This is a genomic window from Kineosporia sp. NBRC 101677, assembly GCF_030269265.1.
In the GTDB taxonomy this organism is placed as follows: Bacteria; Actinomycetota; Actinomycetes; order Actinomycetales; family Kineosporiaceae; genus Kineosporia; species Kineosporia rhizophila.
Window position 1 is genome coordinate 499,100 of the sequence record NZ_BSTA01000001.1, and the last position, 15,679, is coordinate 514,778.

At 72.0% G+C, this 15,679-nt stretch carries 9 protein-coding genes; 6 read left to right on the top strand and 3 right to left on the bottom strand.

All coding sequences use genetic code 11. The features are described 5' to 3' along the window. Positions 1 to 174 precede the first annotated feature (174 nt). The gene (locus QSK18_RS02280) at positions 175 to 2,985 is read right to left on the bottom strand and encodes an ATP-binding protein (protein WP_232808218.1); all 2,811 of its coding nucleotides are present in this window, start codon (positions 2,983 to 2,985) and stop codon (positions 175 to 177) included. A gap of 250 nt (positions 2,986 to 3,235) precedes the next feature. On the opposite strand from QSK18_RS02280, the gene QSK18_RS02285 reads away from it, so the two are divergent. Beyond that, a complete protein-coding gene (locus QSK18_RS02285) occupies positions 3,236 to 3,871 on the top strand; it encodes a hypothetical protein (RefSeq protein WP_232808219.1) in 636 nt (211 codons plus the stop codon). A gap of 72 nt (positions 3,872 to 3,943) precedes the next feature. Continuing rightward, positions 3,944 to 6,385 (top strand): Dyp-type peroxidase, encoded by a 2,442-nt coding sequence (locus QSK18_RS02290; RefSeq protein ID WP_232808220.1) that lies wholly within the window; start codon positions 3,944 to 3,946, stop codon positions 6,383 to 6,385. On the opposite strand, the gene QSK18_RS02295 is transcribed toward QSK18_RS02290, so the two are convergent. Next, complete coding sequence (locus QSK18_RS02295; RefSeq protein ID WP_232808221.1) at positions 6,362 to 6,901, bottom strand: 2'-5' RNA ligase family protein; 540 nt, start codon at positions 6,899 to 6,901, stop codon at positions 6,362 to 6,364. The two genes, QSK18_RS02290 and QSK18_RS02295, sit on opposite strands and share 24 nt — an antisense overlap. A gap of 77 nt (positions 6,902 to 6,978) precedes the next feature. On the opposite strand from QSK18_RS02295, the gene QSK18_RS02300 reads away from it, so the two are divergent. The 4 genes from QSK18_RS02300 to QSK18_RS02315 are packed head-to-tail and all read left to right on the top strand — an operon-like array spanning position 6,979 to position 15,240. Continuing rightward, a complete protein-coding gene (locus QSK18_RS02300) occupies positions 6,979 to 8,127 on the top strand; it encodes an epoxide hydrolase family protein (protein ID WP_285616434.1) in 1,149 nt (382 codons plus the stop codon). Between the two features lie 36 nt (positions 8,128 to 8,163). Continuing rightward, complete coding sequence (locus QSK18_RS02305; protein WP_285616435.1) at positions 8,164 to 10,425, top strand: putative bifunctional diguanylate cyclase/phosphodiesterase; 2,262 nt, start codon at positions 8,164 to 8,166, stop codon at positions 10,423 to 10,425. 43 nt (positions 10,426 to 10,468) lie between these two features. Next, entirely contained in the window at positions 10,469 to 14,320 is a 3,852-nt protein-coding gene (locus tag QSK18_RS02310) for a response regulator (RefSeq protein ID WP_285616436.1), read from the top strand. Further along, entirely contained in the window at positions 14,317 to 15,240 is a 924-nt protein-coding gene (locus tag QSK18_RS02315) for a GGDEF domain-containing response regulator (protein WP_232808225.1), read from the top strand. Before QSK18_RS02310 ends, QSK18_RS02315 begins: the two co-directional genes overlap by 4 nt. On the opposite strand, the gene QSK18_RS02320 is transcribed toward QSK18_RS02315, so the two are convergent. Beyond that, on the bottom strand, positions 15,241 to 15,621 hold the full coding sequence (locus QSK18_RS02320) for a response regulator (protein ID WP_232808226.1): 381 nt from the start codon (positions 15,619 to 15,621) through the stop codon (positions 15,241 to 15,243). Positions 15,622 to 15,679: the final 58 nt, after the last annotated feature.

Sequence of the window (15,679 nt, forward strand, 5' to 3'; positions counted from 1 at the left end):
GCGCTGAATCAGGACTGCTGGGGCGGGCAGCACCCGGGTGCGACCGGTCTGGAGGGTCCGGGCGCACCAGCTGGGGGAAGAGGGGCGGCGACGAGGATCAGGGGCCTCGGCGCCGCCCCTCGGGTTTGCCCCGATGTGTTTGAGGACGCTCGTGGGCCTCTTCGCGGAGCCGCTTCAGCTGGGTGCCTGGGCCAGTACCGACAGATCGTTGCGTGAGCGCAGCCCGGTCTTCCGGTACACGTTGCTCAGGTGGTACTCGATCGTCTTCTGGCTCAGGAACAGCGCCGCGGCGGCCTCGGAGTTGCTCGCCCCGCGCGCCACCACCAGCGCCACCTGCAGCTCCTGCGGAGTCAGGTCGGCCGCCGGGCCGGTGCCCCGGGCCAGCGTCTCGCCGGTGGCCTTGAGCTCGTTGCGGGCCCGGGTGGCCCAGCTCGGCGCGTCCAGCTGCTCGAAGATCTCCAGCGCCCGCCGCAGGTGGGTGCGGGCCTCGGCGCGCTGACGTCCGCGCCGTAGCCGCTCACCGAAGTACAGCAGGGTGCGGGCCCGCTCGAACGGCATCGGCAGTGCGTCGTGCGCGGCCAGGGCCTGACCGAAGGCGGCCGCGATCGCGGTCTTCCCGGTGGCCAGCAGGCCCCGGCAGCGCCAGGTGCGGGCGATCAGCAGGTCCGAGCGCACCCCGTCGGGCGCCTCGTCCACCGCGATCTGCTCGAGCAGGCGCTGCGCGTCTTCGGTGCGCCCGGCCCGGGCGTAGGCCTCGACCAGGTCGAAGGCCCAGGGCACGATGCTCTGGTCTTTCGTGTGGATCGCCACCGGCAGCCGGCCGGTGGCCTCCAGCCGGGCGATCGCCTCGTCCAGGTCGCCCTCGCCCAACGCCAGCAGGCCCTGGGTGTGGGTGGTCTGCAGGTGCAGCCCGGGGGCCTGGAACCGGGTGGTGATCTCGTCGATCACGTTGATCAGCCGCAGCGCCTCCCGGGCCCGGCCGTGCACGGCATGGTTGCGGGCCACGAAGTAGAGCCCGTACACGTTGGCCTGGCGGGTCTCCTTGGCCAGCTCCACGCTCTCGTCGGCGTAGGCCTGGGCCTGCCGCCAGCGGCCGGTGCGGAAGGCCAGCTCGGCGCCGACGGTCAGGCACTGCGGCAGCACCCCGAGCGCCCCGTTGGCCCGGGCCTCGCTGATGATCGCGTCGAGCAGCCGCTCGGCGACCGGGTAGTCCTCCAGCCACATCGCGATGAAGGCTGCGTGCGCGAACTCCTGGGCCCGGGGCATCGGCGGGAACTGCAGCAGCTGCGGCACCACCTCGGTGAGCAGCTGCTGCCCCTCGGCCCGGTACCCGTTGATCACCAGGGCGCCGCTGTAGGCCACCGTGGCCACCGGCCGGGCCACCCCCTCGGTGCCCTCGCTGAGCTCGAACGCCCGCCGGGTGGCGGCCAGCAGCTCGACCGGCTCGCCGAGCATGAAGTGCGCGATCGCGGCGTCGGCGTACATCAGCGAGGCGCGGGCCGCGTCCACCCGCTCGACCTCGTCGGCCCCGTCGATCATCTCGGCCAGCGCATCGCGCGGAAGCTCCCGCCACATCCGCACGTAACCGCGCATGTGCCGGATCAGGCCGCGCAGCTTCGGGTCACTGGACAGTTCCAGCGCCTCGTCCAGCAGCGGGATCATCTTCCCGGTGCGCCCGGCCAGCTGCCAGCAGCGGGCCGCGCGCAGCAGCAGGGCGGGCCGGGCCGAGGCCGAGCCGAACCGGGCGGCCTGCTCGAACGCCCGGGCCGCCTCCAGGTTGCCGCCGCGGAACCGGGCCCGGGTGCCGGCCTCGGCCAGCAGTTCGCTCACCCGGTCGTCCGGCGGCAGCACGGCCTGGGCCAGGTGCCAGGCCCGGGCGTCGGCCGCCGCCTCGCCCGGCACCTGGGCCAGCGCGTCGGCCAGGGCGGAGTGCGCGGCGGTGCGCTCGTGCAGGGTGGAGGCCGAGTTCAGCACCGAGCGCATCAGCGGGTGCCGGAAGTCGACCTGCTCGTCGCCGGCCACCAGCAGCCCCGCGTCCTCGGCCGGGGCGAAGTCGGCCAGGCCCAGGCCGATCACCGCGGCCGCGCGGCGCACCACGTCGGTCTGCCCGCCACCGGCCGCGGCCACCAGGAGCATCGCCCGGCGGGTGCGCTCGGGCATCTCCACCAGGCGGCCGGCCAGGGCCTGGGTGAGCCGGGACGACTGGCTGGGCAGCAGGGCCGCGCCGGAGGCGCCCCGGCCCAGGGCGCTGCACAGTTCCTGGATGCCCAGCGGGTTGCCGGCCGTGTCCGAGTAGATCTGCTCGAACTGCTCGGGCGAGACCGCGGGGGTGAGTGAGCGGCACAGCTCACGCGAGTCGTCCTGCCCCAGCCCCCGCAGTTCGAGCTGCTGCAGCCCGGCGTACTGCCGGTCGAGCGCGGGCCCGTGGGGCGCCCGGTCCGGCTCGGTGCGGATCGCGATGAGCAGACCGATGCCGTCGTTGGCCAGCCGGCGGGCGGCGAACAGCACGGCCTCCCGGGAGGAGACGTCGAGCCACTGCAGGTCGTCGATCACCACCAGCAGGGGGCGCTCGGCGGCCGCGGCGGCCAGCACCCCCACCGTGGCGGCGCAGACCGAGAACCGGTCACCGGCGACCGGCGGGCCCAGCGACAGGGCGCTCTGCAGAGCGGCGGCCTGCGGCGGGGGCAGTTCGGAGAGCAGGGGCAGCACCGGACGGATCAGATCGGCCAGCCCGGCGAAGGGGATCTCGGACTCGGACTCGTACCCACGCACCGACAGCACGGTCATGCCCCCGGGGTCACCGGTGGGGCCCGCGACAGCCGGGTCGACAGCCGGGTCGGCGGCCTGGTCGGTGGCGTAGGCCAGCAGGGTGCTCTTGCCGATGCCGGCTTCCCCGTGGATCACGAGGCTGCCCCCGCGGCCCGCGCGCACGCCACTGAGCAGTTCGTCGATCACCACTCGTTCGGCGATCCGTCCGAATACCATTCGTCGAGTCTATGTGAGGGTTCACGATGGTTTAGCACGATCTGAACGCCTGACCTGCTCCATCGGGCCGATGTGAATACCCCAGGGTCCGACCCTGAAGCGAGAGGGTGTTCCGCCGCCTAACGTCGGGGTGGGTCCTTTCGGACCACACCATCATTATTGCGTTCGGTAATGACCTGAGCACTCTACGGTGAACTGGCCGTGCAGGACGACAGCATTCCGGAATTCGTTCTTCCCAAGGAGGGGCAGCATGCGGTCTCGACAGGACAGCGGGGCGCCTGCGCCGGCCGGGCCGGGCACCCAGGGCGTCCACGAGGTGCAGGAAGCGCAGCTGGACATCATCGCGGCCAACCGGGCCGGTAAGGCCACCGGCCTGACCACCTTCACCCCGCTGCCCCGGCGCTGGTCGCCGCTGGTGCGCGCGGTGCTCCGGCTGAAGACCTGGTCCGGGCCGGACAAGACGCTGCGCCGGCTCTCGTTCATCCACGTCGCCCACTGGGTGATGGTCGACCGTTTCCCGGGCGAGACCCAGCGGCGCCGCTACAGCTATCTCTTGTTCGTCAGCAATTTCAATGGTTCGTGGCTCGACTACATCGACGTCTTCTCCCGCACCGTCCCGCAGAAGATGGCGTTGTTGTGGGGTTCGTCGTTCGGTTTCCCCGGCGCCATGCCGCCCCGGCCGTTCACCGACTACATCCGCGGCAACGACTGGCAGCTGGCGCACTACTTCTCCGCCTATCCCGGCGCCACCGCCACCGAGATCGCCTCGGCCCTGAGGGTGCGGGACAAGTTCGAGTCAGGCCTGGCCCGCCCGCAGGAACTCGACGACGTGCAGCTGGTGCGGGTCTGGCGCGCCCTGCTCGCCGACACCCAGCGCGATCTCTGAGTTCTTCCCCCCTCCCTCGTCTCAGCGCCGCCGCGCGCTCGTACACCCCCGCCGAGCTTGGAGCAGTCCGCCATGCCCACCACCAAGAAACCGGCCCTGCTGCGCCGCGTCCTGCCCAGCGCCCTGGCCCGCCGCCTGCCCGCCGGGCTGGTGCACGAATACATCGACCCGCCCACCGGCGGCCGCCAGCGCGTGCTGACCGTGATGACCCGGGTTCCCGACGAGGCCGTCGAGGACCTGCGCGCCGACCTGGCCCGGATCCGGGCCGGAGCGAGCCCGTTCCGCCGGGTGCCGGGCACCCACTTCGCCCGGCTGGCCGTGATGGCGAGTTCCGACTTCACCCCGCAGTCGCGCCCCGACCGCTCGCGGATGGCCCTCAGCGCCAAGCTGCTGCACCTGCTCATGCACGGCGGCCGCGAGCAGGAGCCGGACCGGCCGGAGACCTCCTACCTCCTGTTCAGCGCCAGCTACGACGGCCCGGGGCGCAGCGCCGAGGCCGACCAGGCCGACTACGCCGAGCGTCTGCGCCGGGGCCTGGGCGAGCAGGCCGACCGGATCTGGGGCCGGTGCGAGGGCTACCCGGGGCGCCACGACGGGCCGGCCTTCGCCGCCTTCCTGACCGAGCACGCCCTGCGCTCCGGCTACGTCTTCTCGGCGAGCGACACCGAGCCCTCCGTCGACGACGTGCACGCGGCCCTAGAGCTGCGCCGCCGGGTCGCCGACCTGGCCCTGGACACCGAGGGCCTGGACGACACGGAACTGGCCGCCCGGCTGCGGGCCGAGTGGGACGAGAAGATCCTCAGCCGGATGGAGAGCGACCTCGGCGACCTGGCCGACCTCACCCCGAACGACCTCAGCTGGCCCACCCTGCCGGTCTCCCCGACCCGGGCGCCCGACCGGGTCCTGACCCGACCGAGTGCACTGCCGGTGCAGTACGCACCGCCCCCGGTCGCCCCCGAGGTCACCTCGGCCCAGCCGGCCCGGGTGCCTCGCCTCGGGGGCGGCACCCCTCCGGTCGACCCGGACCTGACCGACGTGCAGAACCTGGTCAGCTCCGGCTACCCGCGCCACCACGCGGCCCGGCACCTGCTGCTGGAGGTCACCGACGCGGCGGCCGCCCGGGACTGGCTGGCCCGCCTGATCGACGACATCCCGACCGCCGGCTGGGCCGAGAACCTGGTCGACCGGCTGGGCCGCGACGTGGAGGGCGCCGACTCCGGCACCCCCACGAAGAACCGGCCCAGCTCGCCCACCTTCGCCGCGCACGTGGCGATCAGCTACACCGGGCTGGCCGAGCTCGGGCTGCCGCCGGCCGAGCTCACCGGATTCCCCGCCGAGTTCACCGAGGGCATGGCCGCCCGTGAGGCCGGACTCATCCCGGGCACCGGCACCAGCACCTGGCAGGCCCCGTTCAGCGAGGCCGGCTCACCGCACCTGCTGCTCATGCTCTCCGCCCCCGACCACGCCACCCTGGACGCCGAGCTGGCCACCCGCCCGCACGTGGTGCCGGGCGACGGCGCCGGCCTGATCGTGCTGGACTCGGTCGAGGCGGGCCGGATCTCGGACGCCCCGAGCCCGGACGGCGCACGGGCCGCCGGTTTTCGCGAGCACTTCGGCTTCGTGGACGGCATCTCGCAGCCTCGTGTGCACGGGGTCACCACCGGCCGTCACACCGCCGAACTACCGCCCGGAGAAACCCTTCTGGGCTACCGGGACATCGACGGCGACACCGCCGGGGCCGGGCTGCCCGCCTCGATCGGGCGTAACGGCAGCTACCTGGTCTGGCGCAAGCTCGAGCAGGACGTGGACGGCTTCGACGAACTCACCCGCGAGCTGGCCGGGAAGCTGGCCGGGACGGTGACCGGACGCAGCACCGACAGCAGCGAGCTGAACGAGCTGGCGGCGGCCAAGCTGATGGGCCGCTGGCGTGACGGTACGCCGGTCACCCTGTCCACCGAGGGCCCCCGCCCGTCCCTGGCCAAGCAGGAGTTCCTGTTCCAGGAGAGCGACGCCGAGGGGCACGGCTGCCCGGTCGGGGCCCACATCCGCCGGGCCAACCCGCGCGACTCCCGCCCCAAGGACCACGACCAGGACGTCAACGCGGGCAAGGACGCCGACCTGGAGAGCAGGCTGGCGCTGCGGCACCGGATGCTGCGCCGCGGGATCCCCTACGGTCTGCCGGTCGCGGCCGGCACTTGGGCCGGGGCCCCCGCTCCGGACCCGAGCGACGAACTGCCCGACACCGAGCGCGGCCTGCTGTTCGTGGCCCTGGTCGGCGACATCCACCGGCAGTTCGAGTTCGTGCAGGCGCACTGGATGAGCGACGGCAACGCGTTCCGGCTCGGCGCCGACCGGGACGTGATCTCCGGGGCTGCCCCGGCCGGCTCGAAGTTCGTGGCCCAGGGCCGCTGCCCGGCCTTCGTCGAGCAGCGCAAGCAGGTGGTCACCTGCCGCGGCGGGGAGTACTTCCTGCTGCCGGGGATCAAGGCGCTACGTCAGATCGCCCGGCGCTGACAGCAGCCAGGTCCGCTTGGCCACCGAGTCCCAGCGCCGCACCGCGACCGCCTGCCCGGACTGTTCGCGGAAGTACCCCAGGGCCTCGATCGCCGCACCGACCTGCTCCGGCCGAAAACCTCGGCCCAGGGTGACATGTGGCGACCAGCGTCCCGGGGTGAGCAGTTCGTCCGTGCCCGGCAGCCCGGCGTAGAGCCGGGCTGCCGCGGCCTGCAGGTGCAGCAGTTCCGCGTTCGCCACCACCGGGCGCACCAGGATCTGCCGGCCGTCGCGGCGCCCGAAACACAACAACCCACCCAGCCGCACACTCACCGGCACCTGCGCGGCCAAGGCGCGCAACCCGTCCTCAATTTCGGGTGGTACCTCGTGGGCCACCGCCAGAGTGACGTGCGGGGCGTTGCTCGATCCCGGGTGCCGGCCCTGGCTGGGCAGACCGGCCGCTTCGAGCGCGTGCCACTGGGCCCGCACCAGGGCGTCCAGTTCCGGGTCGAGCAGCAGTTCGAGGCTCTGGGTCACAGGCCCATCCTGGGTCATCCACCGACCGCGCACGAACAGGAACGAACCCGTCCTGATGCCGGTCTAGCTTGCCGGTCATGACCATCGAGCCGTTCACCGTCCACGTCCCGCAGGCCGACCTCGACGACCTGCACGACCGGCTGGACCGCACCCGCTGGCCGGCCGAACTGCCCGGCGTGAGCTGGGACCGGGGTGTTCCGGTGAGCTATCTGCGCGAGCTCGCCGCTTACTGGCGCAACGACTTCGACTGGCGCGCCGAAGAGGCCGCGCTGAACCGGCTTCCGCACTTCGTCACCACGATCGACGGCCAGCGCCTGCACTTCCTGCACGTGCGCTCCCCCGAACCCGACGCCACCCCGCTGCTCCTGCTGCACGGCTGGCCCGGCACCTTCACCGACTTCCTCGATGTGCTCGGACCGCTTTCCGACCCGCGCAGCCACGGAGGCGACACTGCCGACGCCTTCCACCTGATCGTCCCTTCCCTGCCCGGCTTCGGATTCTCCACGCCCCTGAACGGGCCCGGAATGAATGCGGCCCGAATGGCGCACCTAATGGCCGATCTGATGTCTTTGATGGGATATGACCGTTACGGCATACAGGGTTACGACACCGGCGGATGGGTGGGCCCGGCCCTGGCCACCCAGGCCCCCGATGCCGTCATCGGACTGCATCTGAACGCCCTTCTCGCCTTCCCGATCGGGGCCGAGGGCGAGATGGACGGCCTCTCGGCGGCCGATCAGGCCCGCTGGGGCCGGATGCAGACCTTCAACGACGCCTATCTGCAGTGCAATTCCAAGCGCCCGGCCACGGTCGGTTTCGGTCTGCACGACTCGCCGGTGGGGCAGCTGGCCTGGATCGTGGAGAAGTTCAAGGAGCTCACCTGGCCGCCCTCGGGCCTGCCGGAGGACAGCGTCGACCGCGACCGGATGCTGACCAACGTCTCGCTGTACTGGTTCACCGGCACCGCCACCTCGGCCGCGCAGATCTACTACGAGGAGATCAGTGCCGCCTCCGGCGAGGACGGCTGGGAGACCCCGGCTCGCGGTACGGTGCCGACCGGCGTCCTGGTCTCCGCCCACGACGTAACTGTCCGCCCCTGGGCGGAACGCGACCACAACGTCCTCAGTTGGACCGAATTGAACTCCGGCGGGCACTTTCTGGCGATGGAGGCACCGGACGAGCTGGTCCAGGACGTACGCTCGTTCTTCCGCGGGTTACGCACCTGAGTCAAGGCGGGGACGGCGCCGCCGATGCTGTGAGAGATGAACTGGTGGTGGAAGGCCTACCTGGCCTGCGGGGCGGCCGTGATCGCCGGCTACCTGCTGGTGCCGGCGGGCATTCCCCGAGACCTGGTGTACAGCGCGGTGGGCCTGTCCGGCGTGGCCGCCATCACCGTGGGCATCCGCGCCCACCGGCCCCCGAAGGCCTCGGCCTGGTGGGCGATGGCGGCCGGGCAGTTCCTCTGGGTGAGCGCCGACGCGGTGTTCAGCTGGTACGAGGACGTGGCCCAGATCGAGCCGTTCCCGTCCCCCGCCGATGCGCTCTACCTGATGGCCTACCCGTTGCTGGCCGGCGGTTTCGTGATCCTGGTACGGGTTCGCCAGCGCAGCGGTGACCTGGCCGGTCTGGTCGACAGCAGCGTCCTCACCGCCAGCCTGGCCCTGCTGTCGTGGGTGGTGCTGGGCGCGCCGATCGCCAACGCCGACGACACCCCGCTGTTCGAGCGGGCGGTGGGTGTGGCCTATCCGGCGGCCGACATCCTGCTCCTGGCGGTGCTGGTGCGCCTGGTCATCGTGCCGGGGGCCCGCTCGCCCGCGTTCCGGATGCTCACCGGCGCCGCGCTGATGCTGCTGGCCGCCGACGCGGTGTTCGCGGTCCTGATCGCCAAGTCCGGTTACCAGACCGGCTGGGTGGATCTGCTGTGGCTGGCCTCGTACCTGCTGTGGGGGGCCTCGGCGCTGCATCCCTCGATGCCGCAGCTGTCCGAGCCGGGCGAGCACACCGTGCCCTACACCCGGCTGCGCCTGGCCGCCCTCACCCTGGCCGTGCTGCTGGCCCCGGGCACCCTCGTGGTCCAGCTCGTGGCCGGCGTCGAACCCAGCGTCTGGGCGGTCGCCCTGGCCTCGATCGTCCTGTTCAGCCTGGTCGTGATCCGGATGAACGCGGCCGTCCAGCAGGTCGTGGTGTCCACCGAGCAGCGCCGCCAGCTGCAGGACGACCTGGCCCACCAGGCCGCCCACGACTCGCTCACCGAGCTGGCCAACCGGGCCCGGGTGCTGGAACTGATCGAGGCCGGCCTGCACCGCGGCCAGCGCTCCGGCAGCCTGGTCGGGCTGCTGTTCATCGACCTCGACCACTTCAAGGCGGTCAACGACACGCACGGGCACCGGGCCGGTGACGACGTCCTGCGCGAGACCGCGGCCCGGATGCGGCGCCTGGTCCGGGCCGGCGACACCGTGGGCCGGCTGGGCGGCGACGAGTTCGTCGTGCTGATCGAGTCCCTGGAGTCCGAGCGGGACCTGATCGAGCTGGCCGAGCGGCTGGTGGCCAGCATCTCGGCCCCGATGGAGGCCGACGGTCACGGGGTGGTGATCGGCGCCAGTATCGGGGCGGCGATCAACCGGGACGGCGGGACCGACGCCTCGGCGCTGCTGCACGAGGCCGACGCCGCCGCCTACCGGGCCAAACAGGGCGGCCGGGGCCGGGTCGAGGTGTTCGACGACGCCCTGCGCCAGCAACTGCAGGACCGGACCGAGCTGGAGTCGGCGATCCGCAACGGCCTGGCCGCGGGCGAGTTCCTGCTGCACTACCAACCGGTGGTGCAGATGGCCACCGGCGCGCTGGAGGGCTACGAGGCGCTGCTGCGCTGGGACCGGCCCGGACACGGGCTGCTGCTGCCGGAGACCTTCATCCCGACCGCCGAGCAGTCCACCCTGATCAACCATCTCGGTCGCTGGGTGCTCGGCGAGGCCACCCGCGAGTTCGCCCAGTGGTTGCGCACCCGGCCGGACCCCGACCGGGACCACATCACCGTGGCGGTGAACATCTCCGGGCGGCACCTGACCAGCGCGAGCATCGTCACCGACGTGAAGAACGCCCTGCACGCCGCCCGGCTGCGCCCGGAACTGCTGGTCCTCGAGATCACCGAGACCGTGCTGCTCGACGAGGCCACCGCGGCGCCCCACCTGCGGGTGCTGCGCGAGCTCGGGGTGAAGATCAGCATCGACGACTTCGGCACCGGCTACACCTCGATCGGGCAGCTGCAGTACCTGCACGCCGACACCCTGAAGATCGACAAGAGCCTGGTCGGATCGACCCGGCCGGGCTCGGGGGAACTGGTCGAACTGGTGGTGCGGGCCGCCCACGCCTTCGGGCTCAACGTGATCGCCGAGGGTGTCGAGCGGGACGACCAGGTGCCCCTCCTGCAGCGGGCCGGCTGCGACTCGGTGCAGGGCTACCTCTTCGCCCGGCCCGAGCCGGGCCTGTCCGCGCCCGAGGCCCCCCGCACGCATCTGGAGCAGTGAGCCACGGTTCAGGGCCGGTGGCCGTCTGCCGATGTTCGCTGGTGTGGCAGCGGACGAAGCACCGACGCCGGCGGTCTGGCGGCAGGCCTCGTACCTGGCGCTGGCCGGGACCGCCCTGGCCATAGGTCTCGGGGCGGCCCTGCCGGGTTCCGCCGGCGCCGTGCTGCTGCTGGTGTCCGCCCTCTGCGCCATGGTTCTGACGGCCTGGCGGGGCACCCTCGTCCTGGCCGGCGCCCAGTTCTGTTACTGCGGCACGATTCTCTACGACTTCATCGTTCCCTGGCTGACCGGCGACGCACTGCCCGACGGGGATTTTCCGTTCCTGGCCGTCGCGCTCGGCAACGCGACAGCGGTGGTCCTGCTCAGCCGGACTCCCGCCGCCCCGGGCGCCCAGCGCACCCCGATCACCGACGTCCTGATCATCGGCACCGGCACCGCCGTCCTGGGCTGGTTGTTCCTGTTCAAGGAGCTCTCCGACGACTCGGCCCTGAGCCTGCCCCGGCAGCTCGCCGTGATCGCCCACCCCGGGCTGGACGTGTTCCTGGTCCTGCTGGTGCTGCGCCTGGTGTTCACCGGGCGGGCCCGGAACCCGGCCAAGCTGTTCCTTCTCGCCTGGGCCGGTCTGCAACTGGCCGGCAGCATCACCCACACGATCCAGGAGCTGCGGGGCACCTGGACGGTGGACAGCCCGGTGTTCCTGCTCTGGATCGCGGCCGCCGGATGCCTGGCCGCCGCCGTGGTGCATCCCGCGATGTCCCGTCTGACCATCCCGCCCTCGACCCGCGGGCCGGTCGCCCGGCGGACGATCCGGGCGCTGGTGGTCGCGGCCGAACTGGTGCTGCCGGCCGTCCTGCTGGTCCGCGTGTTCCAGCGCAACTCCGACGACCTCGCCGTGATCACCGGCGCCACCGTCCTGATCTTCGTGCTCGTGCTGATGCGGGGTGGCACCTTCGGCGATCGCCGGTCCACCCGCTCGGACCGGATCGCCGGGCTCCGGATGGTGGCGGTGTTCGTCGTGGCCGCGCTGTTGCCGCTGGGCCTGATGGCCGAGTCCAGCATCCGGCTCGCCGAGAAGGTGGTCACCAAGGACGCCCGCGACCGGGTCAGCACCACCAGCGTGGTGTCCGCGCAGCTGGTGCAGCAGCAGATGGCCGGCCTGAGGAAGCTGGTCGGTTCCTACGCCGAACGCCGGCTGCTGGCCGCGGCCCTGGGCGACGGCACGTACGCCACTATGGACACCACTGCGGTGGAACGCCATCTGCGGCAACTGCAGGCTGCCGACTCCGGTCTGGTCAGTGTCTTCGTCACCGACGCAGCCGGCCGGCTGGGCGACGTGAACCCCCGGACCGCGGCGTTCGAGGCGGGTGCCGACCGCAGCGGACAGAACTGGTACAGCGGGGTGCGGGCGACCGGCCGGTCGTACATCTCGCAGGCCTACACCACGTTCTCGGACGGCGACGAGACCCGGGCCGTGGTCGCCGCCACGCCTGTGCACCGGGTGGCCGACGATCGCATCCTGGGCTATCTGGGGGCCGTGTACGACCTGCGGGCCATCCAGGCGTTCGCCGTGGACCTGGCCAAGGCCCAGGGCGTCAGTCTGCGGATCACCGACCAGCGGGGCATGGTGGTGGCGGCGCCCGGCACCGACGTGAGCTCGATGACGGACGCCTCCCCGGAGACCGGGGTCGCGCAGGCGCTGCAGGGCCAGGCCGGCCTGGGCACCACCCGGGCCCCGGACGGCGAGGAGATCCTGTCCGCCTACGCCCCGGTCTCCGGGCTCGGCTGGACCGTGACCGCTCAGGTGCCCACCGCCACCGCCTACGCCTCGCTCGCCGAGCTGCGGTCCACCGTGCTGGCCGTCGCCGTCCTGCTCGGTCAGGTCCTGATGGGCGGTCTGCTGATCATGGTGCGGGTGCAGCGGCGCCACCAGGAGGCCGAACGCAGCCTGCAGGAACGGGAGCGCAGCACCAGCGCCATCCTGGAGGCGGCCGGCGACGCCTTCGTGTCGATCGACGAGAACGACGTCATCATCGCCTGGAGCCGCCAGGCCGAGCTCCTCTTCGGCTGGAGCTCGGCCGAGGCGCAGGGGGCGGTGCTGACCGACCTGATCGTGCCGCCGTCGCTGAAACAGCGGCACAGCAAGGGCGTACGCCGTCTCGTGGACACCGGCGTCCCCCGGATCCTGGGACAGCGACTCGAGCTCTCGGCCATGCACCGCGACGGTCACGAGTTCCCGATCGAGCTCGCGCTCTGGCAGTCCGAGAGCGACGGGAACCGCTCGTTCAACGCCTTCATCCACGACATCACCACCCGCAAGCAGCACGAGGCGGCGCTGGCCGAGGCCCGCGACCGGGCGCTGGAGACCTCCCGTCTGAAGACCGAGTTCCTGGCCGTGATGAGCCACGAACTGCGCACCCCGATGAACGGCGTCATGGGCATGACCTCGCTGCTGCTCGGCACCCAGTTGTCGCAGCAGCAGCGCGAGTACGCCGAGACGGTGCGCAGCAGCGCCGACAGCCTGCTGGAACTGCTGAACGACATCCTCGACCTGTCCAAGGTGGAGGCCGACCGGCTGGAACTCGAGGTCCTGGACTTCGATCTGCACCAGGTGGTGCGGGACATCGTGCACCTGCTCCAGGTCGCCGCGCAGCAGAAGGGCATCACGCTCACCGCCACCATCGCCGACGACGTGCACCGGGCGCTGCGGGGCGACCCGGGCCGGCTGCGTCAGGTGCTGGTGAATCTGGTCGGCAACGCGATCAAGTTCACTGCCGAAGGTTCCGTCACCCTGCGGGTTCTCACCGATCGCGCAGCTTCGGCCTCGGCCGACGGGCCGGTCTGCCTGCGCTTCGAGGTCATCGACACCGGCATCGGGATCGCCCCCGAGGCCCGGGCCCGGGTGTTCGAGTCCTTCTCCCAGGCCGACGCCTCCACCACCCGGCAGTACGGCGGCACCGGGCTGGGCCTGGCCATCAGCCAGAAGCTGGTGGCGCTGTTCGAGGGTGAGATCGGGGTGGAGAGCGAACTCGGTGCCGGGTCGACGTTCTGGTTCACCGCCCGCTTCCAGCGCGGTGAACCGGTCGAGCCGCCGGCCGAGGACCTGGATTCCTCGGAACCGGGCCCCGCGGCCTCCCCCGGCCTGCTGCTGGTGGTGGACGACAACGCCACCAACCAGAAGATCGCGGTACGGATGCTGGAGCGGCTGGGACACCGGGCCGACGTGGCCGCTGACGGCGCGGAAGCGGTGAGCGCCTGGGCCGCAGTGCCTTACGACCTGATCCTGATGGACTGCCGGATGCCGGTGATGGACGGTTACGAGGCGACCCGGACGATCCGGGGCACCGAGGGCAGCGGGCGACGGACCCCGATCGTGGCAATGACGGCATCGGCCATGGTGGACGACCGGGAAAGGTGCCTGGAGGCAGGGATGGACGACTTCCTGAGCAAGCCGGTTCAGCTGAACCAGTTGCGGGACAAGGTGAATCACTGGCTCGCACGGCCCACCGCGGTCGAGGCTCCGGCGGTACCCGCCCCACGGACCGAGGACGGCCCGCCGGTGCTGGACCAGGAGATCATCACCGAACTGAGTTCGTACGGTTCGGAGTTCATCGTCTCGCTGATCGAGGACTTCCTGGCCGCGGTGCCGGACCGGGTGGCCCGCATCCGGGCCACCGCCGAGGAGGGGGACGCCGAGGAGGTGGCCCGCGCGGCCCACGCCCTGAGAGGAGCCGCCGCCAACCTGGGCGGAGCCCGGCTCGCGCACGTCTGCGCCCAGATCGAGGAGGCCGGCCAGAACGGCCGGCCGGAGGAGGCGGTCGTGCTGTTGCCCGCGCTCGACACCGAGGCCGAGAGCTTGCGCCAGGCCATGAGAGCCGTTACGGAAGTGGCGGTATGAAGATCCTGGTGGTCGACGACGACCCGATCGCGCTGCGCATCCTGACCACGGTGGTGCAGGCCGCCGGGCACACCCCGCTGAGCGCCACCGACGGCGACGCGGCCTGGCAGCTGCTGTCCACCGAGAAGATCGACGTGGTGATCAGCGACTGGCAGATGCCCGGGGTGGACGGGCTGGAGCTGTGCCGGCGGATCCGGGAGCAGGCCCACTACACCTACGTGGTGATCGTGACCAGCCACTCGGACCCGGACGAGGTGATGCGCGGGATGCAGGCCGGGGCCGACGACTACCTCACCAAACCGATCGACACCCGGGGCCTGCGGCTGCGCCTGATCGCCGCCGAGCGGGTCACCGCCGTCCATGCCCGGCTGGCCGAGCAGCAGGCCGAACTGGAGCGCCTCAACACCCGGCTGGCCGCCGCCGCCCGGATCGACCCGCTCACCGCCCTGCGCAACCGCCGGGCCCTCGACGAGGACCTGCCCGCCCTGGTCGCCCGCTGCGAGCGCTACGGCCACGAACTCTCGGCGGTGATGCTGGACGTCGACTTCTTCAAGGCGTACAACGACCGGCTCGGCCACCCGGCCGGCGACGACGCCCTGCGCCGGGTGGCGGCGGTGCTGATCACCCAGGGCCGGCAGACCGACCAGTTCTACCGCTACGGCGGCGAGGAGTTCCTGTGCCTGCTCTCGCAGGGCCGCCAGACCGCGATCCTCACCGCCGAGCGCCTGCGCCGGGCCGTGCACGACCTGGGCATCCCCCACCCGGCCAGCGCGCACAAGGTCGTCACCTTCAGCGCCGGGGTCGCCACCTGGCGCCCCTCCGCCCCCGACGCCCTGCTGCAGGAGGCCGACGAGGCCCTCTACCGGGCCAAGGCCGCCGGCCGGAACACGGTCGGACTCAGCGACGAGCAGCTCGCCTGATCACCAGGTGTCCAGCCGCGAGCCGACCGCCTCGTCGATGGCGTTCAGCAGGGCCGCGGCGATGAAGGGCTTGGTCAGGAACGACGCCCCCATGGCCCGGCCGGCCTCGATCTGCTCCGGCAGCACCCGCGCCGACAGGAAGATCGCCGGCACCTCGCCCAGCCCTTCCTGAGCCCGCAGGATGGCCAGCAGCTCGGGCCCGCTGGTCTCCGGCATGGAGACGTCCAGAACCACCACGTCGGGAAGCCCGCGCACAGCAATGAGCTGCAGCGCCTCCTGCGCAGAAGGGGCCCCCATCACCTCGTGCCCCGCCGACCGCAGCCGCGCGGCCACGATCCGGACCGTGCTCAGGTCGTCGTCGACCACGAGTACTCGAGCCATAGCTACCGATCCTCCCTCACAGGCCACACTCTCCCGCGTCGGACATCGGCAGAGGTGA